Source organism: Eubacterium sp. BIOML-A2, assembly GCF_009680135.1.
GTDB classification, from domain to species: domain Bacteria; phylum Bacillota; class Clostridia; order Lachnospirales; family Lachnospiraceae; genus Faecalicatena; species Faecalicatena contortus_B.
Window position 1 is genome coordinate 14,121 of record NZ_WKZK01000006.1, and the last position, 22,215, is coordinate 36,335.

Genomic DNA, 22,215 nt, shown 5'->3' on the forward strand with positions numbered 1-22,215 from the left:
ATTTAGTGTGACATCCCCTATGTATTTATTCCATACTATTAACTATTCTTTCCTAGAACTGATATTTCGAATAAAGTTCTTCAAAAATCGGCAAATCATCCACAATTTCAAATGTATTACTGGCGCTGACGTAATCAGCACCTGCTGCATATGCTCCCATCAGGATAGCCGTCGTCCAATATTTCCCATTACCTGAAGCCTTCAGCCCCATTCCCAGCTCATCTGCTTTCTTACGCAGCAATTGGATTCTGTTCATTGGTGCTCCTTGTTTATTGTAATCATATGCTTTGATATGGGTGGCGCCGCCTTCTTTAATTGCTTCACACATGCGGTACATATCATCCAATGAATCATTGCACATGGTCAGTACCTTGACCTCACCGTCAAAGCTTTCCCTCACAGCATGCACATACTCTGTGATGAGATCCCATCTGCGCATCTTCCATGCCGCCATATCCGGGTATACATCAATAGAACCGCAGCCTCCTTTGCAGGCAATCTCCGCCTGTTTTGCCGCTGCTGCCGCCGGCATAAGTCCATCATAAAAGTTAATTGGTGTTGACATGATAACACCAGAACCTGCCAGAAGGTCATGCACATAGTTATGCCAGTGATGATTTGGTGAAAAGATCACACGGAATCCATATTCAATCCCCTTCTTAACCTGTTCTGTAATAATCTTCTCATCGTTGTCCCATATAACATGCTCCAGCCGACCTGCGAGCCACTTTTTTGTTACGAGTTCACCATTAAGATACATCCTTTTTTCCTCCCTATTCATGAATAATATAATACATTAATTTCTTTAAATCTTCTTTGTCCGATGTCTCAATCTGCATTTCTATTGAATCGCTGTTTTTAAATATCCCTGTAAAGGCAATGTACTGCGTTAACTGAGACTTCAAATTCAGCCTGTCTCCCTGACTTGTAACTAATTCTACAGTCCCGCTGCATGATTCAACCATCTTGAAAAAGCCTTCATAGTCTTTAATATTCAGCACCTTTATACTCATCCGCTTCCCTCCTTTCGATTACTTCTCTCCAAACTTTATGCTACATAGACATATAAAGACGTCTATTCCTGACTGTTTCATTCTCCCAGCAATTTTAATGACAATGCAACTGTTATTGGGACTGTATGATACGGTTAATTATTGTAAATATATCTGCCGCCGGTTACATCTACTGAAACACCTGTAACATACTGACTTTCTTCAGACACAAGAAACAGCACAACTCCTGCAACATCCTCCGGTGTCGCTTTACGTCCCATCGGAATCTTTTTCAGCATTGCATCTGTCTGGCTTTTATCAGCATCTGCCGTAAGCGGCGTATCTGCAACTCCCGGGCATACTGCATTACAGCGGATATTATCTTTACAGAAATATCCTGCCCCGTATCTTGCCAAACCGATGACTGCAGCCTTTGCTGCCACATAATGTGCTCCTGACCAGCTACCGCCGCTCTTGCCTGACGTAGAAGAAATATTTACAATTCTCCCGCCGCCGGACTTCTTCATATACGGGTGCGCTTCCCTCATCGTGCGGAATACACCAGTACAGTTGATGTTCATAACAAATTCCCACTCTTCATCACTGCATTCCGGCATCTGTGTGAATCTGGATACTGCAGCTCCGTTAATAAGTATTGTAATCTTACCCATCTTATCATAGACCTGCTTAAAAGAGTCTTTCACAGACTGGGTATTGCCGATATCCATATGTACTGCAAAGGCATCCCCGCCAGCATCCCTGATAAGCTGCACCGTCTTCTCATTCTCAGCATCATTCACGTCTGCACAGGCTACCACGGCACCATTCATGGCTAATTCAAGTGCAACACCCCGATCCAGACCCGATGCAGCTCCTGTAACAATTGCTACATCCCCAGCTAACCGATTACTCTTCATCATCTTATCCTCCTTAAAATGTTATTTAGTAGTTTTATCCATACTATATCATAACATGTATATATAGTCAAGTATTTTATAATACGTGTATATACAAGACTCCCCCTATTCTAATAAAAGCCTCGCATTTATTATATATTCACAAGGTATGCCCTATTTTCAAGCCTTACAAAACACTGTGTGTTAAGGAAACGTAACCTTTGCATTTAATATATTTTTATTATTCTTGTTTTTCCATATTGACTTTTAACAATGTATAGTATACAATTTAAATAACTTGTATATACCTGTAATTATTGTTTTTTTGAAAGGAGAACAAATTATGTTAAAGTACCCTAACTTATTTTCCCAATTCCGTCTGGGCGGGGCTGTACTTAAAAACCGTATTATTATGCCCGCTATGGATACAAGTCTTTGTGATGCCGAGGGCAACGTTACCCCAGCCCTGGTCAGCTATCTGGAACGCAGGGCGCGCGGTGGGGCCGGCATGATTATTGTTGAATTCACATCAATAGATGCTCCACATGGTATGGGCGGCAATACGCAGCTTAAAATTAATGACCCACATGGTATTCCTGGTTTTAGAAATATCTCTGATACTCTCCATGCATATGGAACAAAAGTTTTAGTCCAGCTTCACCACGCAGGAATGCGTTCTGTTCAGGTTCCCGGGAAACCTAATGTAGGGCCGTGTGATGTGCCCTCCTCTAACATACACGGATTAACCACTGAAGAGATACATCTTTTAACAGACAAGTACGCTGCGGCTGCAAAAAATGCCCAGGCAGCCGGAATGGATGGCGTTGAAATCCACGCCGGACATGGCTATCTCGTAAACCAGTTCCTTTCTCCTAAGACCAATTCCCGTACTGATGAATACGGCGGCAGTACAGAAGGACGGTGCAGGTTCTTAATTGAAATCATCCGTGCAGTGCGCAAATCCTGTGGGCCGAAGTTTATCATCAGTGTAAGGCTTGCCGCAAAAGACTGGGATCCTGCCGGTCTTCAAATAAATGAGGGTGTCAAGCTTGCGGAATTAATAGACAAAGAATCTATAGACTTAATTAATATAACAACCGGTTTAAAATACAAATATATCGGAGCATCTGAGACACAGGACAAACCCGATGGCAATCGCATCCCTCTGGCAAAGGCAATCAAACCTGTTGTAAAAACACCTGTAGCGATTGTTGGGAAAATCCGCACCGGCGAAATGTGCGAGCAAATACTTACGGAAAACACAGCAGATCTTATCTGTATTGGAAGGCAGCTTATCTGTGACCCTGACTGGCCGAATAAACTGCGCCTCGGCAAAGAGGCTGAAGTCCGCAAGTGCCTGAACTGCATGGAAGGATGTTATGGAAGCATTGCAGCTAAGCGCGGCGTGCGTTGTGCCTTGAACCCAAATGTAGGATTTGAGAGCCTGTATGATGATCAGAATCTCCCTCTTATCTCAAGGCCGCATAACGTGGTCGTAATCGGCGGCGGCATTTCCGGCATGCAGGCTGCCATTACAAGCGCCTCCCGTGGAAATCATGTTACCTTAATTGAGAAGAATCATGAACTGGGAGGGCAGATGAACCTGGCCTGTATTCCGCCGCATAAGGAACTCATTCGGGATGCCGTTGCTTATTTTAAAGGCGAAATGGAACGTACGGGCGTTGAAATAAAGCTTAATTTCCAGGCTGCAGCAAAGGATATTGCCGCTCTCCATCCAGACACAGTCATATTGGCTAGTGGCTCTGCTCCATTTGTACCGCCTATTCCAGGAATTGAACGCGCAGTGGAATGTTGGGATATCCTGAATAGTTCCTCAATTCCTTCCGATAAAGATATCACAATTGTTGGAGGAGGCAACGTGGGATGCGAAACAGCACTGCATCTATTACCACATGGTAACAGAATCACAATTATTGAGATGCTGCCTGCTTTATCCAACGGACAGGAAGCCTCTCACCGTGCACGTGATTTAGAAGAACTGCAGAATGGTGGTGTTAAAACGTATACCAATGCCCAAGTAAGGCAGATTGATGAAAATCAGGTTATTTTCACAGACGATAGCGGTAACGAAATTGTTGTTAGAGATGACCTGCTTGTAGCAGCAACAGGGCAGAGGCCTGCCGGAATCGAACTTTATACGGAATTAGAAGACATGGGCATCCGGGTTGAGCGTGCCGGAGATTCACTTGGCACGGGCAATCTCCGTACAAATGCCCTCAGCGGCTTTATGATCGGATACCATTCATAAGTATCTGCAGGCGGCAGCATAACCGCCTGCGGCCATATTAATATATTAATAATGAGGCGCGCACCATATGCTCGGTACGACATCATATCACTGCGCGCCTTCTTACGATATGAGTGTATCGGTACAGGCTCCATAACACGAAGTGTCTTCCCTGCTTTTAATTTTTATTCGCCTCATTATTACTCCCATCTCTTTTTCTGGATATGTCTGATCATACCATAAACAGGTTACAATACTGTATCAGAAAAGACTTCTGCGGCCCTATCGACAGCAGATGTATTTCATGATATAGTATCGTTGTTAAGTTGGAAAACACGACATATACATAAGAAAAATGAGTGAGGTTTTTATGAAGCGGGGCAGTCAAACTATGAATCAAATCACGGAAGGTGTCATCTGGAGACAGCTTCTTCTTTTCTTTTTTCCGATTGTATTCGGTACATTTTTCCAGCAGCTGTACAACACCATTGACACCGTAATCGTGGGCCATTTTGTGGGGACAGAAGCTCTGGCCAGCGTGGGTGGATCTTCCGCACAGATTATTGCCCTGATCGTGGGCTTTTTCACCGGGCTTTCCTCCGGTGCTTCTGTTGTAATCGCACAGTTTTTCGGCGCACAGGATGAACGTTCTGTGAGGCAAAGCCTGCATACGGCCTATGCTTTCTCAATCATGGGAAGTATTATCATCAGTATTCTCGGCATCGCGCTTGCTCCGTCCATGCTGTCCTGGATGCGCACTCCTGCCGAAATCATGGCTGATTCTATTCTGTATCTGCGCATCTACTTTGCGGGCATTCTCTTCGTCTTCATTTATAATATGGGCTCCAGCATCCTGCGGGCGGTTGGGGATTCCAGACACCCTTTGTATTACCTGATTATCTGCTGTTTCCTGAATATCGTACTGGATGTGGCCTTTGTAGTCATCTTCCGCATGGGTGTGCTGGGCGTGGCGCTGGCCACCCTCCTTTCTCAGGCTTTCAGCGCCGTACTTGTCACACATAAACTGATGAAAGCGGAAGGTATCCTCCGGCTTTTTCTCAGCCAGATCCGTTTCCACGGTTCTGTAATGAAGTCACAGCTCCGCATCGGAATCCCCACCGGCGTTGAGGCCGTTATGTACAGCATTACCAACGTCATCATTCAGGCTGCTTTAAACGGTTTCGGCACCGATACCGCGGCGGCCTGGTCTGTATTTGGAAAATTAGATGCTGTCTTCTGGATGGTCAGCAGCGCATTCGGCATCTCCATCACCACATTTGTGGGGCAGAATTACGGAGCGCGTAAGGCTGGCCGGATCCGGAAAATCACCCGCGTCAGCCTGGGCATAGATTTTTTGGTCTCCGCAGCCCTCGTCGTCTTTCTGATTGCGGCCCGGGTCCCCTTGTTCCGGCTGTTCACCACGGATACCGAAGTTATACGGATCGGGACTGAGATGCTTTTGCAGGTGACTCCGTGGTATATTACGTTTGTGTTCATTGAGATCCTCACTGGCTCTCTGCGCGGCATCGGGGATGTAATTATCCCTATGATCATCACCCTGTGCGGTGTCTGCCTTCTGAGGGTTCTCTGGATCATCGGCGCCCTCAAAATTCAGCCCACCATATCGGCTATTATATTCAGTTATCCGATTACGTGGATTATAACTTCTATACTATTTATCTGCTATTACTTTTATAGAATAAAGAAGATGAAAATATAAAACGCTCTAGTATAAGACAATCTAAATGCCTTGCTGGTTCGGTGAGAATGATTTTTCGAGAGTGCAGACGCAAAAACGTAGGCGTAGTGGGGCTACGCTGAGGCTTTTGCGTCTGTGCTCTCGGAAAATCAGGCCAGCGAAACAGTAAGGTATTTAGATTGTCTTATACTAGTACATCGAAAAATAAGTCAACAGATCGGCGGTATATAGCCCAGCTGAATTGCCTTAGTGACTGCTTCCACAACAGAGGAAACCTCAAGCTTTTCAAAAATATGCTGTAAATGATTCGAAAGAGTTCTCTCACTGATAAACAACTCATCTGCAGCACATTTTCGTTTCTTTCCGCTGCTCATAATCTGCAGAATTTTCCGCTCCATACCAGTTAAATCCTCGATGATCAGGTCGTCTCTTTCCTCCGGAAAACAGGCAGCCCCGTTAAAAACACGGATTAAGGACGCGATCAAATCATCCGGACTAATATTTTTATTCAGAAATCCGCTTATTCCCTTCTTTTTCGCCTCATGCCTGTACACAGGCAGGTCGTACCCCGTTAGTATCACTATTTTTACCCCGGGATTTGCTCTTCTCAGATCTACTGCAGTCTCCAGACCATCCGTATCGCTAAGGGCGCCGAGATTGATGTCCATCAGGACGATGTCAATATTCCGATCCCGGACGATCCTATCCAGCCCCTTAATATCCTGGGTCGAATAAAAATGTTCGATCTCCTTATACTCATCTAATGCAACAGAAAGGCTTTTTGCAAATAATAAATGATCATCAACTAATAAAATATTGATAAGACCCCTCTCCTTTCATCGGAATTCTGATGTGTATGCAGACACCCTGGGGGGCGCTGTCTAAAATCTCCATCGTACCTTCCATATTATTAATCTGCTCTGCGGCAGAGACGATCCCTTTATGTTTTTCTTTGTCTGCAGAAATTAATAAGTCTGCATGCGCGGTTCCATTATCGCTGATCGAAAGCTCAATCATACTATTTTCCTGTATAAGTGTTATCCAGGCCTGGTTCCCGTCCGAGTGCTTGTAGACATTGATCAGCAGTTCTTTCAGCAGCCGATAGATCAGTAAATGATAAGGCTCCACCAGAAATAAGGCATCGGAGCACTCAAAGGATACCGCTATATTCCGCTGTGGAAAGGTCTGAGAAACGTCTTCTATCAGATTTTGATAATTCTCTTTCGGGGTCAGAGTTTTCAGTATAACGGGATGATAATCCTGCATTTGCTCACGTATATGGATATTCAGCTTATCGAGCGTTTCGATGATAAGATCCCGTACTTCGGGACGGTGAGCCTTTGTCGTCATATTTTTTACAGAAAGCAGATCCTGCAGCACATCGTCATGGAGAAAATTCGCAAACTCTGTTTTCAGCAGTTCTTCTTGCCGCAGCTGACGAAGAGCAGCATTGTATTTGCTCGCCTTGACCATCTTACTTTCATCTTGCTTCAAATTCCTTTCCAAAATGATATTACACATATATAGAATTACAAACAAAACATTCACTGCGATCATCAGCTCTTCATACTCCCAGCCTGCAGAGAGAGTGATCAGAACAAGCAAAGACAGTGACACACCAAGAATCTCCAAAGCCTGTATTCCGCTAAATATGGTGGAAATTGGATAACTGTTATGCTCCTTTCGTATAATCCCGTGGACACTTATAAAAAATAGAAGCATGGGCAGATATATTCCGAAGTTTGAGATATGGTTTTTTATTTCTAATGTCGTAAAGAAATAAATCAAAAAAGATACCCCAATAATTGCAACAGAAAACAGAATACATTTCCATTCGCTTTTTAACACAAAAACAGTCCGTTTCCAATGAACGATGATGATAAACAAGCAGCTGAACCAGCTTGCCAAAAACTGCAGCCCATACAAACCGGCATATATCCTGTCCGGCATGCAGATTCCGGCCAGCGAACCGATGCAGGTTGCAAGCAGTATCACATTGACCGGCTTTCGGAAGCGGTAACCGCTTCCCTGAAACAGAAACATCAGGAAAAATTTAACGGAAACGTAACATATAATAGGGCTTAAGGCGTTGAAAGCAAAGCTCTCTGCCAGATCTTCTTCAAAGGAAAGAAGTACATACCAGCCGTCCAGGGCAAGCAGCCCGCAGAAGAGTGAGACGACTTTATTTTCTTTCATATTACAGGCACTGATATAAGTAATATCAATCATCAGCAGCGAGGCGAACAGTAGCGGTATCCTGTTCTCCAGCCCCGTCTGTCTCTCGTTCAAATGCCAGCTCATATAGAGGATAAGCAAAATATAGTTTACCAAAAATATCCGCTGCAATACCGTATTCTTCATCTTTACCCTCCTTCGTTTTTTTCATTATAGCATGGCCCCCGCCATTTATCCGAAATTATTTGTTACTGTTCAGACCGTGCCGTGCACCAGTTGCACGGCATCGGAGCCGATGACGTGATGGTCTCGGGGCATCTGGTCTCCGCTCCGCTTCGGTCCGTGCTTAACATGCGCCACTGGCGCATAGCACCCCTCGCCGTAGGCGACTTTAAATGGGCAGATGCCGTTACTGTGCACACCCGTAAGGTGTGCACAGTAACAATTATTTGAAACAGACTAACCTAAAGCAGGTACGGACAGTAACAAGGTAATAAATTAAATAAATAAGTGCTGTCACTGCCACGGCAATTACAACCGGAACAAATTGAATCAGGGTGTTCCCGAGCAGATTCTGCATTAAACCTGTCTTATACACAGCTGTGGCAAAGATACAGTCTAACAGGCCAAGGCCAAATGGAATGCTGAAAAAAGCCAGCACCTGTTTTCTGATGATCCTTTTTATGCGTATGTCTGTATACCCCATTTTAATCAGGATATCATAGTCAGATTTTGTTTCGGCAACAGCAGAAATATTGTTGAAATATAAGATACTTCCGGCTGCGATAAAAAACAGAATCACAAGAAAACCAATCAGAAGAAACGTGGAGCTGTTCAAGGAAAACAGTTCGTTTATCCTATGCGAGTGACCCTGTAAATAGGGACTTTGGCCAAGTATACTGCTGATTTCTCCGTACAGCGCTTCGTTATCTTCTATCGCCTTCCCATTCAAACTTATCACTTTTTCCATTGGTGCATCAGACGATCTGATCCGGTCATATATTTCGTCGCTCACAATCAAAGTGCCAATACTATTTGCGAACGACAATGGATTATCAAGTGTTACCTTTTTTACTGTCAGAGGTACCTCATCCCCGCCTATTATTAACGGATAACTTTTCCCGGTTTCCGGTCTGTCCTCTCCGGAAGGCTGATACTTAACTAAAATACACTCCTCATCCGTCAGCCCGGGCAATGAATCGATCACATTCTCCCGGCCCTGTGCGCGCAGCAATGTTACATAGTCTGTAAATGAGATACATTCAAAGCCTGGCTCCCGTACAATCTTTTCATTTTGCGCATCCCCTTGAGCAGATCCCACACCATATTCCACGGGAAGCACGGAAGCAGAAGAAGCCGCCTTATAGATCTCTGTCTGCGTAAATGTAACCGTTTCGTCCGGTGCATACCTGCTGACAATCCGCTTAACCGTGTCCAGCTGAGTCTCATCTTCCATCCGGAATTCAATTTCCGATGGAGCAATTCGGGATACTGCGGCGATCGGATAGTATACCGTCAGCGCCATAACGCTCGATACCGTTAAAACAGCCGCAGAAAGTAATGTCAGCAGAATCAAGGTTTTCGCGTTAGAACGGATACGGTAAATAAAGTTTGGTATCGTAATGATTCTGGTTTCTGTGTAAAACGCCAGTTTCTTCCCCTTACGTTTTTTCATTACATAAGGCAGAAAGGATGAAATAAAAAATATAGTCCCGATAACAACAAGCATTGCAGTCAGCATACCAACCGGATAAAAACCGATAGAAATCCAGACGGACTTTTGGCCTCTGATAATATCCAGCGCCAGCCCATAGCCTGCTATTATCATTACAATTCCAACCAAAGCAGGCAGACGTCGGCATCTCAGATTTTTTTCCGCTTTCTTTTCAAAACGTATCATATCCATAAGAGACGCCTTAAAAAGAAACCTGACATTGGATGCCGTCAAAACGCAAACAACCAGCACGACAAAGCAGGCCGTTTTCATAATAGCATTTACATTAAAAAACGGTATCTGTGTACTATCCACCGAAAGTTTCAAAAGTGCAGTAATTCCCTTTATGATCCCCTTATGCGCGGCTGCTCCTAATATAATTCCTGCCAAATAAGCGCCGCAGCTTATGAAAATATTTTCAAAAGTCAGCAGACATAATATCGAAGACTTCCGATACCCCAGCAGTGCGTAAATACCAAGCTCCTTTATACGGCGTTTGAGAAAAAAGCGATTCGAATAAGCCATATAAAACACCACAAATACCATTATAAATATAGAAATCGTATTGCACATGGACTCCACACGCCCGTCCGCAGATATTTTATCAAGCATGACCTGATTCATTGAAAACGAAGTAAATGCGAAGAATACTGTAATCACCAGGGACACGGAAAATAAATAGAGCGCATAATACGAAACATTTTTTGTCAGGTTTTTATATGCTGCAGCTAAAGTATTCATGCCTTTTCCCCCTGTCTTTTTGTATCGAGCTTAGCGGTTTCCGCGGAAATAGAATCGTAGAACCCCTGCCTGCTGCCGCGTTTGAACAGTTCTCTGATGATACAGCCGTCTTTAAATATCAATATACGGCTGGCGAAGCTTGCAGCGTAAGTATCATGGGTCACCATGAGTATTGTAGTATGCAGTTCCCGGTTCGCTTCCTGCAAAGCATGCAGCAATTCCGCAGCCGAATTAGAATCCAGTGCCCCCGTGGGCTCATCGGCAAATAAGATCTCCGGCTGTTTCACAATCGCCCTTGCCGCCGACGCCCGCTGCCGCTGTCCGCCGGACAGTTCACCCGGATATTTATTTAGTTGCGATGATATTCCAAATCTCCCGGCCAGGTTCCGCACCATACTCTCGATTTGTTCCGGAGGCAGTTTCATGAGAGTAAGGGGAACAGATATATTTTCCCGAATGGTAAGACTGTCCAGCAGAAAATATTCCTGAAATATAAATCCCAGATTGTCCCTTCGAAAATCAGCAGCGCTTGTGTTTGTCAGTTTCTTTAAGTTAACGCCTTTGATCCAGATATCCCCGCTTGTGGGCGTATCTATGGTGGAAAGAACATTCAGCAGAGTGGTCTTCCCCGAACCAGAGGCGCCCATAATGCCGACAAACTCCCCTTTTTCTACGCGAAAGGATACTTTATTCAGGCTTGGGGACTGCGCCTTTTCATAGGTCTTCGTTACATCTTCAGCTACTAATAATGCAGTCATAGTGAAATCTCCTTTTTACTTTTAATGACTACATTGTACGATTGCGCTAAAAAAAGCGAATGAGTAAATCAGGCACATTTTGTGTAATCTGCTCATTTTATATGTAAAGAAGAATATAGTGTTCTTATTGGAACAACAGAAGGAACAGTGCCTGTTGAAGAAAAACAATTCTGAAATAAAAACAGGCCCTTTTCTAAGGCCTGCCTTTTTCTGTGTTTATTCTTTTCTGAATTTCAGTGCATACATGGGGCCAAACTGTGAGTAAAAGAAATCCAGTGTGACCTCGTATTTTTCCCCATCCATCAGAATAACTGCCGGTTTTTCCCTCTGCAGAAATTCCAGCCTGATCTTATTTTTCCTGCAATAATCTTCTATTTCTCTGCAAAAAGCCTCCGTACCTTTCGGACATTCATCCAGATCAACGACCAGGTATCTGCCTTTGACAGATCTGCCGTTCAGCTCTTTCGCAATTTTCAGTACAGAGCGGTAATCCAGTATCCAGCAGACCAGAACCACTGCCGCATTCACCAGAATGATGTGCCTCCAGGACTCCGATACTATAAAAGAGAGCAATACAAAGCCGACAGCGATCAGATCGATCCAGTACACAGCTGCTGCCCCTTTAAACCAGCTGCTGACTCTCCCCTTCTCCGGCAGGGAATGAAGCCAAATCAGCAGATTGCCGATCACCAGATATCCTGCCAGGGCTGCCGGAATAAATGGCAGTATCCTTCCCACCTCGTTCATATCTCTTCTAAGACTCAAAAACAGCGCGGTACTCGCAAAAAGAAGCAGCCCCAAAAAACAGCCCTGATAAATCTTCTCTCTTGTCTCTTCAGAAATCCTGTTTTCTTTCATAACAATCCCTCCTTAATTTTGGCTCTGAGCCCTTTTAAATATTTCCTCGAAATATAAGTAACGTCGCCATTTGCAAATTCTGCAATCATAATTCCGCCGGCTGACGGCTTATAGACCTCCACTTTCGCCATATTCAGAAGCACCGATTTGGACGCCCTGACAAATTCCGGCGGAAGCTGTCCCTCCAGCTCATAAAGACGCTTCCTCGTAGAATAAATATCCTCCCTGGTATGGATATACTGTACCTCCTGCATGGATTCAATGTAGTAAATTTCTCTGCACTTAATCTGGTAAATCTTATCGTCCTTGTTGCAGGTTAATATCAGAAACTTATATCTTTCTTGTTCAATAAACTGAGCCAGCCTTTTCGTACTCTCATTTTCCTCATGTACGCGGATCCTGGCAGATTCTTCCGTCTCTATCCCTACCTTTTCGATCTCCACCTTCATATCCGTTTCCTCCTGCCTTAATTTAAGTTGTTTCCTTTTCTGTATTTATCTTATCCAAAATAAAAAAGAAAGTCTACTGAAATCCGGTCAGTGGCTCTTTTGAGCAGGTAAAAGGCTGCCATCCGGGGACTTGAGTCCCCGAATGGCAGCCGCATTTACCATTTTATTATCGTTTCAATCTATTTATCCAATCAGCCTTATTATTAAGAATTCTGATGATATGAACCGTCTCTTGCTCTTCATTATAATAATAGAAAATATTATAATTTCCAAAAACAGTCATACGCAGTCCAACTGCTGCCAGTAAATCATCCGCAACATACGAATGTTCCTTCGGAAAGTCTGCAGGCTTTTTAGCCTTACCAATTGTGAGTTCCCTGCCATCCTGCATCGCCCTGTACCCTTCACCAATAAGACGGTATAGCTCCAACTTATACATAGATTCCATATTTTCGTCTACTAATTTTTCTTTTACTGTCTGCATATATAATCACAAGCTATAAACGTTCATACCTGCATAGAATATCTACAGGACTACTCATTACCGCATCCGAAAGATCGGGCTGATCTTTTTATAAATCAATAGTACAATCAGGGATACCAGCACACCCTTTAAAAGATTGAACGGCGCCACAGCAAACATAACGAATGTGGAAAGCCCTGTAATGATTGCATTAATGGCCGATCCCATCTCTACCAATGCATCAATAGGCATCCCGAATGCAGTTGCATATGCCGGAAGAAGGATAAAGGCGTTCAGTACACACCCGATAGCGGTCATAAAGACGGTTCCGACAGCCAATCCGATGAGGGCGCCTGATCTGGTGCGTTTTCTCTTATAAATGATTCCTGCCGGTACACATAGCGCACATCCGATCAAAAAGTTTGCCGCTTCTCCGACACCAGCTGTGATAGTTCCGTTAATCACCAGGTTCAGCAGGATCTTTACAAGCTCAATCACGGCTCCTGCCAACGGCCCCATTACAAAACAACCAATCAATATCGGCACCTCACTGAAATCAATCTGATAAAATGCAGGTGCAAATGGAAGCGGGATTTCGAACAGCATCAATACCGTTGCAATGGCGGATAACATTCCGATCTGTGCGATTGTGCGGATTCCAATTTTAGATTGTGACTTTGGTACTACATTACTTTCTGTGTTCATAGTCGTTTCTCTCCTTTAATTATACAAATGATTTGAATTGAAAAGAAAGAAAATCTTCTTGGAGATCGTGTCTCAGACATAATAAAAACCCCGGATGATAATTCCGGGGTTAAGATTACGCTTTTACGGCATCAATTTCTTCTCTCATCCAGACTTTACTGTCGGTACTGGAATTACACCAGTTCAACCGCTGTCAATATGGCAGTGGGTCGCGGACTATACCGCCGGTTGGGAATTGCACCCGACCCCGAAGAATTCATTCTATTCTATAGGTTATTATAACCCATTGTATGTGGTTATGCAAGCAGTTTTTTTGGTCAATTTTACCAAAAATTTCACGTAAATCTTTGTATCTCGTTATAAGTAATCTTCGAAATGTCGTAAATTTGTCGTAAACGTTGCTGTGAACTCTGCCGTAAAAGCTATCATAAATAAAGATTTATATCTGCAGAAATCAGATCGCAGCCCTCTGTTTTTCCTCTTCCATTGGCTTCTTATTTAGTTTTTTCATTTGCTGGCGGATACGTTCCAGATTCACTGAGTCGTAAACCTTTAAGATCATTTTAACATTTGTGTGGCCCATGATATATTTCATTGTGCTTGGATCAACTTCAGCTTCGGCCATCACTGTACATCCTGTATGCCGGAAAATATGATTTGAAATTGTAGGAAAATCTTTGCCGGTCTTTTCCTTGTACCTATCTACTATTCTATATAATGCTTTATTGATGTTAGTTGGATACATCGGTCCTCCTCTTTGGTTAACAAATACAAAGTTTGAATATCCATCCACTTCACGCTTTGAAGGATTTTTCAATGATTTTTCCCGCAGCTTTTGAAATGCCCGGTATACCTCATCTGTCATTGGTATGATTCTCTTTTTGTTTTTATCAGTTCCCTTCGTGATGTAAAACTGAGTTTTTCCATTCTTCTTACGATATAACAGCCCATGATCAATGACTACCTCCCGCCTTTTCATATTCACGTCGAACCAGGTTAATCCCACAAGTTCACTGACCCGGCATGAAAGCCCCTGCATCACAGTAAAAATCAGATAATATTTTTCAGCATCCCGGAACATTTTAATGATCTCATTATAAAAGACATCCCGTTCTTCCGGAGTCATTGCTTCCCGCGGCTCTGAACTTGAATAATCTCTGCAGCAGCCATCTGCAGGATTTCTTCCCAGAATGTTGTCATCTACCAGCATTTCCAATGCGGGATGGATAATCTTATGGACAATCTGAATCGATGGCCTTAGCGATATCCTCCTGGATTAGTATTTATTTTAACACCAATCCAAGAGGATATATATATCACATCTTTAGTTTACACAGAATTTATTACAGTCTCACAGCTCCCTGATTTTTGCTCTTATTATGAATCTTGCCGTCAAACAAACAACTTACTCACTACTATGTTTCTTTGTTTTCCATACCGTTGTAATCGTTACAAGCGCTGCCACTGCCGCCACTGTCGGCACTGCTGCGTTGGCTGTATCTCCCGTCTTTACCGTATCTTTGGCCGGCTCTTCTTTCTCCGGTTCCTTATAGTTGTTGGCGAACACGATACGGTCTGTCTTGTTCTGCTGTCCGTCCTCGATCGCCCAGATTTCTGCCGCTAGCCCGCCTTTGCCATCGTTGATCACACGCACCGTCACTGTGTACGCAGCGTCATCGTATGTATAGTTCTGTGTCGTTCCTGCCTTTTGATATATCCAGTACTGATAGTCTCCCGGCACCATATATGTGATCGGTTCAAACTGCCCACGCCCGCTTCCGTTTATAGTAATCTGTGTCTCTTCCGACATAGGAACATCCTCCCCTGCCGCCTCCAGCACGATTACGAAATCTTCTGCCGGCGCATTTTCTCCTGACACTTCCATCTCTACCGGGATCGATACTATGCAGGAGTAACCTTCCGCATGTACAATTCCCGGCACAAACAGTACCGCCATCATCAGCGAAACGATCATTCCAAGGTATTTGTTTTTGAATCTTTGAATCATTTGGATGAAATGCACCCCCTTTCTCATGTCATACTCCTATTTTTCCAGCCGCCCGAACAGAATCACCCGCCCGTTTGTCTCGGCGACTGCACATGTAGATAATCCGATTAATGTATCCTCTGCAGTCATGCCAATGTCTTCATACTGTACGGACCTGTCTTTGATATCACTTAGGAAAGCGCTCAGTGTCTCCTTACTCTGAGCATCCGGATCAAAGATCGCCGCATCTGTCGCATCTGCCTTCACACACGCCAAAAACGAAATCTTATAAGTGTCCTCCGGTAGATAGAGTGTACCTGTCCGGTGCTTTTTAAAATATTTTTTGTCGACAAACTCCACGATATCGCCGAACATTGCACCATTGTTCATATGATGACCATAAAGAAGATTATAACAATCCGAAAAATCCCGTTTGTTCTGACAATCAAGAAATATGGAACCAGACAGAGCAAATTCTCCATAAACGTCCTTGTTGATATATTCCATATTTGTGTCACCCTGAACTACCGGATAATCAATATTCGTATCATCCACGGTAAGCCACGCACAGACATCAGGGTTGATCTTCATCAACTCATCCAGAGTCGGGTTCTCTTTCCCTTCGCCCGCCGGCTTGTACTTCATCAGTTCCTCATCTGCAAATGCGCCTCGGTATGTCCGGTACATATCCCAGAGTGAATAACCTCCATAGAGGAGCATCACCACGACCAGTACGGCCGCGATAATACCCAGTATATGATTTCCAACCCGCGCAGCACAGGCTGCACTCCTAAGAATCCCTGCTGCGTCTTTTCTATTTTCTGTTCTCTCTGTCAATTAGAACCCTGCATTTCTCTTTTTACGGAAAAACAGAACTGCAACTGCTGCTGCCAGTGCGATAAGCACTACAAACGGAGCAACTGTCATAATGACACCTGTCGGAGTTACTGCGTCTTTCTGGTTTGTAAACACAACGCTGTCATCATCCTTGCCGATAGTTACTTCATCTGTACTGGTGCCTTTTACTGAATCTCCCCCATTTACTGTGTAGGATGTATCATACCCTTCTTTTGTCTCGATATTCTCTGTGATCGTGTAATTAACTGTGGAAGGAATTCCAGTAAATGTTACTGTCTCATTATTTCCAAGAGACACTGCTACGCTGCCCTTTCCGTCAGCATCCAAAATTACTGTCTGACCACCAAATGTAAAAGAAGCGTTTGCAGATCCTCCTACAAAGGTGACTGTAAAATCAAACTTTTTGTTCATATCCGCCATATCACCTTTAATCACCTTTTTCAGTGTCAGAGCATATGTTTTATAGCTGTTTGTATAGCCGTCACTTTTGTTTTCTATTCCATAATTCCCATCATTATCCGGTGTCCGCTCGCTAGCAAGGAGTACAGAATTCGCAATCTTATAACCGTCCTGTCCGTCATTCACTACATATACATCGAGATAACGTGTATCATTGGTGTCATTGGTAATATCTACATTAGTCGAAGTCTGCTCTTTGATTACATAACGATAAATACCAGGCTTTGTAAAATTAACTCTACTAAAATCAACAGACACCTCATCTGTCAGATCCGCGTCTGTATGAGTAAATACTGCCTCTTCTACTGTAGCACCATCAACTCCAGGAAGGATCTCCGGGTTATTTTCTGTAGCCCCAACACCCTGACCCGGTTCAATTGTATATGTAAATGTTACATCCGGTGTGCTTGCTCCTTGAGCCCCTCTCATATCAAGAGTTTTTGTAAAGTGTACATCTGTAGCGTCAGCCGCATTTACATTCATTCCAAGTGTCGCTGCCATCATAGCTCCGGCTATCGCCATCGCACAGAGACGGCTTGTTGTTTTCTTCCTCATTTTCATTACCTCTTTCTTTCATTTATTTGTTACTTTCTGTCTATCCGGCAGAATTTCTCTGCCTCTACCCCAGAACCGAATCCTTCCAAAACGGTTCTGTGATATGCTAATAAAATTTTCTTTAGATCCGGCTGCTATAAATTCGAACGCCGAATTACAGTGATCACTTTCCCTTTAATCTCTTTTTTCGAAACCGCTCCAAAAAAACGGCTGTCCTTTGCCCCTTCCCGGTAATCGCAGAGAATAAAATATTTATCTTGTTCAAGAGTGACCGGATAACTGATTCCCTCCTCGTACTGAGGTGTGCTGTAATAAATGTCATTTTCTACAACGAGGCTACCATTTACCATAAGTTCCGCGTCTTTCGTAATCTCTACGGTATCGCCGCCTTTCGCAACGACACGTCCGGCATAACGCCTGCCCTCTTTAATGAACACAGCTATATCACCGGCAGTTAGATCTTTCTCCAAACGATAGTACAGCATCAGATCCCCGGCGCTGATCCTTGGAGACATGTCATTGTTCTTCATAACCGCAATTCCGAAGATTCCCCCGAGAATCACCACCATCATCAGGGCAAGAGTGACGCTTCTCGCCGCAAACAGAGAAATCTCTGCTCTATACGCAAGATTCTTTCTGCGACTTCGTATCACTTCCCGGGGAGAAGAAAGTGTTTCCTGTTTGTGCTTATCCATCCACGTCACCCCAAGTCCACTCGGCATCCGCCAGCTTCTTTTTCAGATGAGTGATCTTTGCCTCCCGCTCTCTCAGAAGGGTGCGATACCGTTCCTTCTGAAGCAAAAGTTCCTTTTCATATTCTTTTTGCAGCTCGTCGATCTGCCGCCAGACGTCAGCTTCATCCACACCACCGAACCATTTTTTCCGAAATTGTATCTTTCGAAGCATTTCTGCAATTCCTTGCATTTTCCTGTCACCTTTGGATTCCTCCCTTTGGTCCGTCGGTCTGGACACTCTTTTGATCTTTCCCAACTGTCTGTTCGCCATCTAACTCTCCTTTATGCCGAATCCCTAACACGACCGCTTCCTTCTGCCAAATACAGCCGCGGCTCCAAGCCCGCAGAAAAACATTGCCATATAGGCCCCTGTTCCCTTAGACACTCCTGTCGGAGGTACAATATTTTTTGTATTCGTGAACACGATACCTGTATCGCTATTCGCTGTTCCATTCACGATATTATTATTGGCTGGCTCCCCGTCTCCCACTTTGATGGAAACGTCATAGTCTGCATTCTCCTCCATAATGTCGTAGGAACATCCAAACGGAATCGCAATAGCGATCTTTTCTGTATCCTTAAGCGTAAATGTATAACTGTCATTCGTTGCTGTCAGTGTCCCTGACTCTTCGCCTTTCATATAAGAGAGCGGCTGTATATATGCTCTCCCATCTTTCAACAGTTTCATGGTGAACGTAAACGCTCTGTTATGATCGCCCATGTTTCCAGTCACCTGCTTTTCCACTGTCAGATTTACATTTGCCAAGCGGTTTGTCACTGTCAGATTTTCCTGATCATATTCCGGATTTCCATATCCTTCCGGCACATTCGGTTCGTTGATCTCATATTGGATTGTAGTTCCATCCTCACGATACTTTGGAACTGATACTGTCTGGCTCCAAATGTTATAATCTGAGGCAGAAGCATCGCCTGTTGATAGATTGATGGTGTTTTTGACCTGAGTTCCGTCTTTTAACTCTACATCGATAGTGGTTGGACGCACCGGACTATTATTGTCGTCCCAGATTTTTATAACCTTTATATTCGTCTGAAAATCTGTATCTAATCTATTGACCAGACTGGAGGAAATAGTATTATTTTGGAACTCAAACGGGCCATATGCAAACCAGCTCCAATCGCTTTGATTTTTAAAGTTTAGATGAACATTTCCCGTGCCTTCCGCGTATATAATCTCCGTATTTTCAAGAGTACTACCTGTATCTTCATCTAAAAACCGAGGGTTCTGATAGTTCACTCCAACAATTTTTTTAATTTCAGCCCGTGCCTCGGTAGACAATTGCTCCATATACGGCATCCATATAAGATAATCGCTACCTTTTTTCAGAACAAGAATTCCACTTCCAGGAAGATCAAATACCGCTTTATTTTTGTTCTTTATCTCTGTCCACTGAACTTGAGCCCCCTCATATTCTCTAGTGAATTCGAATTCTCCCGGGATCCATCCGTATAAGTCTTTTTCCGAATATCCTTCGGCATATGTAGGCAGCCAACTTCCTTCCATATCAAGCCCATATGTAACAATCAAATTTTCATTTTTGTCATAAACTCTTTCCGCCACCGCTTTAAAATAGGAATAATCTTCTACCGGATTCCTATAAACATCTGTCCAACTATTATCCCCTGTTAAAGCAAGCATAAACGGTTCCCCAATAGGTTCTTCTGTTAAGTCCGGATACATTCCCACTTTATAATATTGTTGAATATCAACCTCTACTTTCCCAAATGGAATGTTGGAATTCTCGACTGTCTCCCCCCCTTTTGTCTTCCACTCTTTTGTAACCTGGAGCTGCTGACCCTCTCCTTTTCCAGATCTTTGTCCCCCCTGTGCAGCCGCTGCGCCAGCGGACGAAGTATCTTCTGCAAATGCCTGCACGCCAAACGCAGACAGTAACAGCATCGCCGCCATCAGAGATGCCAGGGTTTTTCTCACTCTTTTCCGCATTTTACACTCTCCATTCATAGTTCTTTTTACTCTAAAAATGACCGGTACATACTAAACAACGTTTTCTACTCCTCTTCACCTCATAATAATCATTATGTGGTTTTTTTATTTTCCCGAAGAATCGTTCTTTCACACAACAAGACCCAGTCCGTCAATCTGTCGAATCTGCTCCTTTCCGCTTACCAGCGTGTAGATTCTTGTGGTGTTGATATTGGAATGTCCCAGCATATCTGCCAGATGGATGATGTCCTTCCTTATTTTATAATAAGTGCAGGCAAAGAGATGCCGCAGGTTATGTGGAAATACTTTTTTCTCCTGTACCCCCGCCTCTCTGGCCAAGGCCTTCATGGCATGGAAAATATTACTGCGATCCATGGGCCGCCCACTCTTTGTTACGAAAATGCTTCCTTTCTTAATTTCCGTTTTTCTGACATATTCCTTCAATTTCCTGCAAAGTGTTCCAGGAAGCAGAACCGTTCTCATTTTCCCCTTTGAATAGGCGTTCACCTGACCTTTCTTTAATGACTCCACTGTGACAAAACGAAGCTCACTGACTCTTATTCCAGTGGCACCTATTGTCTGCATCAACATATACAGTCTTTCATCCCCTTTGCACTGCGCCGCCTGTAAAAGTCGGAGATACTCCGTTTTGGATAGTTCTCTGTCCTGGCTCCGGAAAGAGTTCTGCTGAACCTTGATCATTTTGACCATGCAGTCATACCAGTCGAGTCCAGCAAAAAAATACCGTAAGGCTGCCAGCATAGAGTTAACGCTTGACACAGCGTATCTGCCTTTGAGGTATTCCTTATAGGACAACACCATATCTTTATCTACCTCTCTATCTTTTCCCACAAAGTTCCAAAAACTCTTCACATCCCTCATATACTTTTCAATCGTCGCCTCTGATTTTTCTTCCCTGTACATTCTCCTTTTCAAATCCTGTAACATTTCCTCTTTCAGTTTATGCTTCATTGATATCGCCTCCTTGTCTTGCATGCTTTCAAATAGTATAGCCCAATGCGGGCGCTTCTATATATTAAAATGCTGTCGTCGATTTATTTTTGGATAACAATTAAAAAAATGGATGAGAAATCATCAAACCAAATGATTTTTCATCCATTTTGCATTTTGTATCCATTCAATCATAACCGAAGATATGATAACTGTTATAACGGAAAACATAATGCGAGAAAATGGGATGCTTCTTGAACTCTTCTTCATTTTCTATTTCATTGCGGTTCGCCACAACTGTCAGGTATTGTTCATTGTTCATAATAATACTGCTGATTACATCCGGCTCTCCTTCCACGCTTCTGTCTTTCCTCCTCAGACCGGTTCCAAATATCACCGCAACTCCAATCATCACGGCAACTACCATCTTCCATTTTCTTCCAATCTCTATCTTCATTTCCATTATATTACATCCTCTTCTTTTGCAGTCTATACATTGCAATTATATGAAAATTTTATACTATAATCAATGGAAAGGCATTCGTGTAAATGGAAAGAGGTGAAATCTTTATGGCTTAAAAATTACATTAATTAATGATATTTCCATTGGAGATAATCTTCGCAAGCTGAGAAATGCAACCAATCTTACTTAGGAACATGTCGTAGCACAATTGCAGTTGCGTAATCTCGCTACTTCCAGAAGTGTTTACTCACAAATTGAAGCCGGAACTTACAATATCCGCATCAGCGAACTGATTGCACTTGCGGAAATATTCCATACAGATTTCAACACTATTTTTAACGGACTGACATATGAAAAATAATCCTAGAGAACAAGTTATCTGTTGTTTGCTGTTGGCGGGGCTTGGAATGTGCCGTCTCACCTATAATCCGTCCCGGATTTTTAAATAGTTTCAAGTTTCCATTTACCCATATAAACGTATAAGCGTATACTTTATACATTTTCAATTTCCAACTTATTTCATTGCCCTGCAACTATAAGCATATAC

23 protein-coding genes and 1 riboswitch are annotated in these 22,215 nt (G+C 43.4%); of the genes, 3 read left to right on the top strand and 20 right to left on the bottom strand.

What is annotated here, in order from left to right; genetic code table 11:
• Positions 1–52: 52 nt before the first annotated feature.
• The 3 genes from GKG43_RS03550 to GKG43_RS03560 form a co-directional block, all read right to left on the bottom strand.
• Positions 53–760: a hypothetical protein gene (locus GKG43_RS03550; protein WP_129878629.1), complete on the bottom strand. Its 708-nt coding sequence runs from the start codon at positions 758–760 to the stop codon at positions 53–55.
• Positions 761–773: 13 nt separating this feature from the next.
• Positions 774–1,013: a polya polymerase gene (locus GKG43_RS03555; RefSeq protein ID WP_154253267.1), complete on the bottom strand. Its 240-nt coding sequence runs from the start codon at positions 1,011–1,013 to the stop codon at positions 774–776.
• A gap of 134 nt (positions 1,014–1,147) precedes the next feature.
• Positions 1,148–1,912, bottom strand: coding sequence for an SDR family oxidoreductase (locus GKG43_RS03560; protein WP_129878631.1), 765 nt, complete (start codon positions 1,910–1,912; stop codon positions 1,148–1,150).
• A gap of 319 nt (positions 1,913–2,231) precedes the next feature.
• Between GKG43_RS03560 and GKG43_RS03565 the strand changes: the two genes are divergently transcribed.
• Positions 2,232–4,157 (top strand): NAD(P)/FAD-dependent oxidoreductase, encoded by a 1,926-nt coding sequence (locus GKG43_RS03565; RefSeq protein ID WP_129878633.1) that lies wholly within the window; start codon positions 2,232–2,234, stop codon positions 4,155–4,157.
• 370 nt (positions 4,158–4,527) lie between these two features.
• Positions 4,528–5,856 (top strand): MATE family efflux transporter, encoded by a 1,329-nt coding sequence (locus GKG43_RS03570; RefSeq protein ID WP_347561947.1) that lies wholly within the window; start codon positions 4,528–4,530, stop codon positions 5,854–5,856.
• A gap of 188 nt (positions 5,857–6,044) precedes the next feature.
• Here GKG43_RS03570 and GKG43_RS03575 read toward each other — a convergent pair whose 3' ends face one another.
• The 17 genes from GKG43_RS03575 to GKG43_RS03655 all read right to left on the bottom strand — a co-directional run bounded on the left by GKG43_RS03575 (position 6,045) and on the right by GKG43_RS03655 (position 21,668).
• Entirely contained in the window at positions 6,045–6,656 is a 612-nt protein-coding gene (locus tag GKG43_RS03575; RefSeq protein ID WP_129878637.1) for a response regulator transcription factor, read from the bottom strand.
• Positions 6,637–8,196 carry an ATP-binding protein gene (locus tag GKG43_RS03580; protein WP_129878639.1) on the bottom strand — a complete coding sequence of 520 codons (1,560 nt, stop codon included), beginning with the start codon at positions 8,194–8,196 and terminating at the stop codon, positions 6,637–6,639. The genes GKG43_RS03575 and GKG43_RS03580 overlap by 20 nt, the downstream gene beginning before the upstream one ends.
• A gap of 259 nt (positions 8,197–8,455) precedes the next feature.
• A complete protein-coding gene (locus GKG43_RS03585) occupies positions 8,456–10,465 on the bottom strand; it encodes an FtsX-like permease family protein (protein ID WP_129878641.1) in 2,010 nt (669 codons plus the stop codon).
• Positions 10,462–11,223, bottom strand: a complete 762-nt coding sequence (locus GKG43_RS03590) for an ABC transporter ATP-binding protein (RefSeq protein WP_129878643.1) — start codon at positions 11,221–11,223, stop codon at positions 10,462–10,464. The genes GKG43_RS03585 and GKG43_RS03590 overlap by 4 nt, the downstream gene beginning before the upstream one ends.
• A 216-nt stretch (positions 11,224–11,439) precedes the next feature.
• A complete protein-coding gene (locus GKG43_RS03595; protein WP_129878645.1) occupies positions 11,440–12,081 on the bottom strand; it encodes a DUF4318 domain-containing protein in 642 nt (213 codons plus the stop codon).
• Positions 12,078–12,530 carry a LytTR family DNA-binding domain-containing protein gene (locus tag GKG43_RS03600; RefSeq protein ID WP_055154063.1) on the bottom strand — a complete coding sequence of 151 codons (453 nt, stop codon included), beginning with the start codon at positions 12,528–12,530 and terminating at the stop codon, positions 12,078–12,080. The genes GKG43_RS03595 and GKG43_RS03600 overlap by 4 nt, the downstream gene beginning before the upstream one ends.
• Positions 12,531–12,696: 166 nt before the next feature.
• Complete coding sequence (locus GKG43_RS03605; RefSeq protein WP_129878647.1) at positions 12,697–13,014, bottom strand: hypothetical protein; 318 nt, start codon at positions 13,012–13,014, stop codon at positions 12,697–12,699.
• Between the two features lie 57 nt (positions 13,015–13,071).
• On the bottom strand, positions 13,072–13,698 hold the full coding sequence (locus tag GKG43_RS03610; RefSeq protein WP_129878649.1) for an ECF transporter S component: 627 nt from the start codon (positions 13,696–13,698) through the stop codon (positions 13,072–13,074).
• A gap of 132 nt (positions 13,699–13,830) precedes the next feature.
• Positions 13,831–13,957: riboswitch (FMN riboswitch) on the bottom strand.
• A 195-nt stretch (positions 13,958–14,152) separates the two neighbouring features.
• Positions 14,153–14,908 carry a site-specific integrase gene (locus GKG43_RS03615; RefSeq protein ID WP_193763653.1) on the bottom strand — a complete coding sequence of 252 codons (756 nt, stop codon included), beginning with the start codon at positions 14,906–14,908 and terminating at the stop codon, positions 14,153–14,155.
• 195 nt (positions 14,909–15,103) lie between these two features.
• Complete coding sequence (locus tag GKG43_RS03620; RefSeq protein WP_055154056.1) at positions 15,104–15,733, bottom strand: FctA domain-containing protein; 630 nt, start codon at positions 15,731–15,733, stop codon at positions 15,104–15,106.
• Between the two features lie 9 nt (positions 15,734–15,742).
• Positions 15,743–16,522: a class B sortase gene (gene srtB, locus GKG43_RS03625; protein ID WP_242857613.1), complete on the bottom strand. Its 780-nt coding sequence runs from the start codon at positions 16,520–16,522 to the stop codon at positions 15,743–15,745.
• Positions 16,523–17,557 (bottom strand): QVPTGV class sortase B protein-sorting domain-containing protein, encoded by a 1,035-nt coding sequence (locus GKG43_RS03630; RefSeq protein ID WP_055154054.1) that lies wholly within the window; start codon positions 17,555–17,557, stop codon positions 16,523–16,525. It abuts the gene before it with no gap.
• A 134-nt stretch (positions 17,558–17,691) separates the two neighbouring features.
• Entirely contained in the window at positions 17,692–18,252 is a 561-nt protein-coding gene (lepB, locus tag GKG43_RS03635) for a signal peptidase I (RefSeq protein ID WP_070102463.1), read from the bottom strand.
• The gene (locus tag GKG43_RS03640; protein WP_055154053.1) at positions 18,245–18,562 is read right to left on the bottom strand and encodes a hypothetical protein; all 318 of its coding nucleotides are present in this window, start codon (positions 18,560–18,562) and stop codon (positions 18,245–18,247) included. Before GKG43_RS03640 ends, lepB begins: the two co-directional genes overlap by 8 nt.
• Before the next feature lie 24 nt (positions 18,563–18,586).
• The gene (locus GKG43_RS03645; RefSeq protein ID WP_055154050.1) at positions 18,587–20,254 is read right to left on the bottom strand and encodes a Cna B-type domain-containing protein; all 1,668 of its coding nucleotides are present in this window, start codon (positions 20,252–20,254) and stop codon (positions 18,587–18,589) included.
• Positions 20,255–20,383: 129 nt separating this feature from the next.
• Entirely contained in the window at positions 20,384–21,226 is an 843-nt protein-coding gene (locus GKG43_RS03650; protein WP_129878651.1) for a tyrosine-type recombinase/integrase, read from the bottom strand.
• Positions 21,227–21,392: 166 nt separating this feature from the next.
• Positions 21,393–21,668: a hypothetical protein gene (locus GKG43_RS03655; RefSeq protein ID WP_055154683.1), complete on the bottom strand. Its 276-nt coding sequence runs from the start codon at positions 21,666–21,668 to the stop codon at positions 21,393–21,395.
• A 214-nt stretch (positions 21,669–21,882) separates the two neighbouring features.
• Here GKG43_RS03655 and GKG43_RS03660 point away from each other — a divergent pair, with 214 nt between their 5' ends.
• Positions 21,883–22,029, top strand: coding sequence for a helix-turn-helix transcriptional regulator (locus tag GKG43_RS03660; protein WP_347561953.1), 147 nt, complete (start codon positions 21,883–21,885; stop codon positions 22,027–22,029).
• Positions 22,030–22,215: the final 186 nt, after the last annotated feature.

What these genes read in the sequence shown, in the direction of transcription:
- GKG43_RS03550 (WP_129878629.1), bottom strand. Translation starts at nt 760, where the DNA reads ATGTATCTTAATGGTGAACTCGTAACAAAAAAGTGGCTCGCAGGTCGG.
- GKG43_RS03555 (WP_154253267.1), bottom strand. Translation starts at nt 1,013, where the DNA reads ATGAGTATAAAGGTGCTGAATATTAAAGACTATGAAGGCTTTTTCAAG.
- GKG43_RS03560 (WP_129878631.1), bottom strand. Translation starts at nt 1,912, where the DNA reads ATGATGAAGAGTAATCGGTTAGCTGGGGATGTAGCAATTGTTACAGGA.
- GKG43_RS03565 (WP_129878633.1), top strand. Translation starts at nt 2,232, where the DNA reads ATGTTAAAGTACCCTAACTTATTTTCCCAATTCCGTCTGGGCGGGGCT.
- GKG43_RS03570 (WP_347561947.1), top strand. Translation starts at nt 4,528, where the DNA reads ATGAATCAAATCACGGAAGGTGTCATCTGGAGACAGCTTCTTCTTTTC.
- GKG43_RS03580 (WP_129878639.1), bottom strand. Translation starts at nt 8,196, where the DNA reads ATGAAGAATACGGTATTGCAGCGGATATTTTTGGTAAACTATATTTTG.
- GKG43_RS03585 (WP_129878641.1), bottom strand. Translation starts at nt 10,465, where the DNA reads ATGAATACTTTAGCTGCAGCATATAAAAACCTGACAAAAAATGTTTCG.
- GKG43_RS03590 (WP_129878643.1), bottom strand. Translation starts at nt 11,223, where the DNA reads ATGACTGCATTATTAGTAGCTGAAGATGTAACGAAGACCTATGAAAAG.
- GKG43_RS03595 (WP_129878645.1), bottom strand. Translation starts at nt 12,081, where the DNA reads ATGAAAGAAAACAGGATTTCTGAAGAGACAAGAGAGAAGATTTATCAG.
- GKG43_RS03600 (WP_055154063.1), bottom strand. Translation starts at nt 12,530, where the DNA reads ATGAAGGTGGAGATCGAAAAGGTAGGGATAGAGACGGAAGAATCTGCC.
- GKG43_RS03605 (WP_129878647.1), bottom strand. Translation starts at nt 13,014, where the DNA reads ATGCAGACAGTAAAAGAAAAATTAGTAGACGAAAATATGGAATCTATG.
- GKG43_RS03610 (WP_129878649.1), bottom strand. Translation starts at nt 13,698, where the DNA reads ATGAACACAGAAAGTAATGTAGTACCAAAGTCACAATCTAAAATTGGA.
- GKG43_RS03615 (WP_193763653.1), bottom strand. Translation starts at nt 14,908, where the DNA reads ATGCTGGTAGATGACAACATTCTGGGAAGAAATCCTGCAGATGGCTGC.
- GKG43_RS03620 (WP_055154056.1), bottom strand. Translation starts at nt 15,733, where the DNA reads ATGAGAAAGGGGGTGCATTTCATCCAAATGATTCAAAGATTCAAAAAC.
- GKG43_RS03630 (WP_055154054.1), bottom strand. Translation starts at nt 17,557, where the DNA reads ATGAGGAAGAAAACAACAAGCCGTCTCTGTGCGATGGCGATAGCCGGA.
- lepB (WP_070102463.1), bottom strand. Translation starts at nt 18,252, where the DNA reads ATGGATAAGCACAAACAGGAAACACTTTCTTCTCCCCGGGAAGTGATA.
- GKG43_RS03640 (WP_055154053.1), bottom strand. Translation starts at nt 18,562, where the DNA reads ATGGCGAACAGACAGTTGGGAAAGATCAAAAGAGTGTCCAGACCGACG.
- GKG43_RS03645 (WP_055154050.1), bottom strand. Translation starts at nt 20,254, where the DNA reads ATGCGGAAAAGAGTGAGAAAAACCCTGGCATCTCTGATGGCGGCGATG.
- GKG43_RS03650 (WP_129878651.1), bottom strand. Translation starts at nt 21,226, where the DNA reads ATGAAGCATAAACTGAAAGAGGAAATGTTACAGGATTTGAAAAGGAGA.
- GKG43_RS03655 (WP_055154683.1), bottom strand. Translation starts at nt 21,668, where the DNA reads ATGGAAATGAAGATAGAGATTGGAAGAAAATGGAAGATGGTAGTTGCC.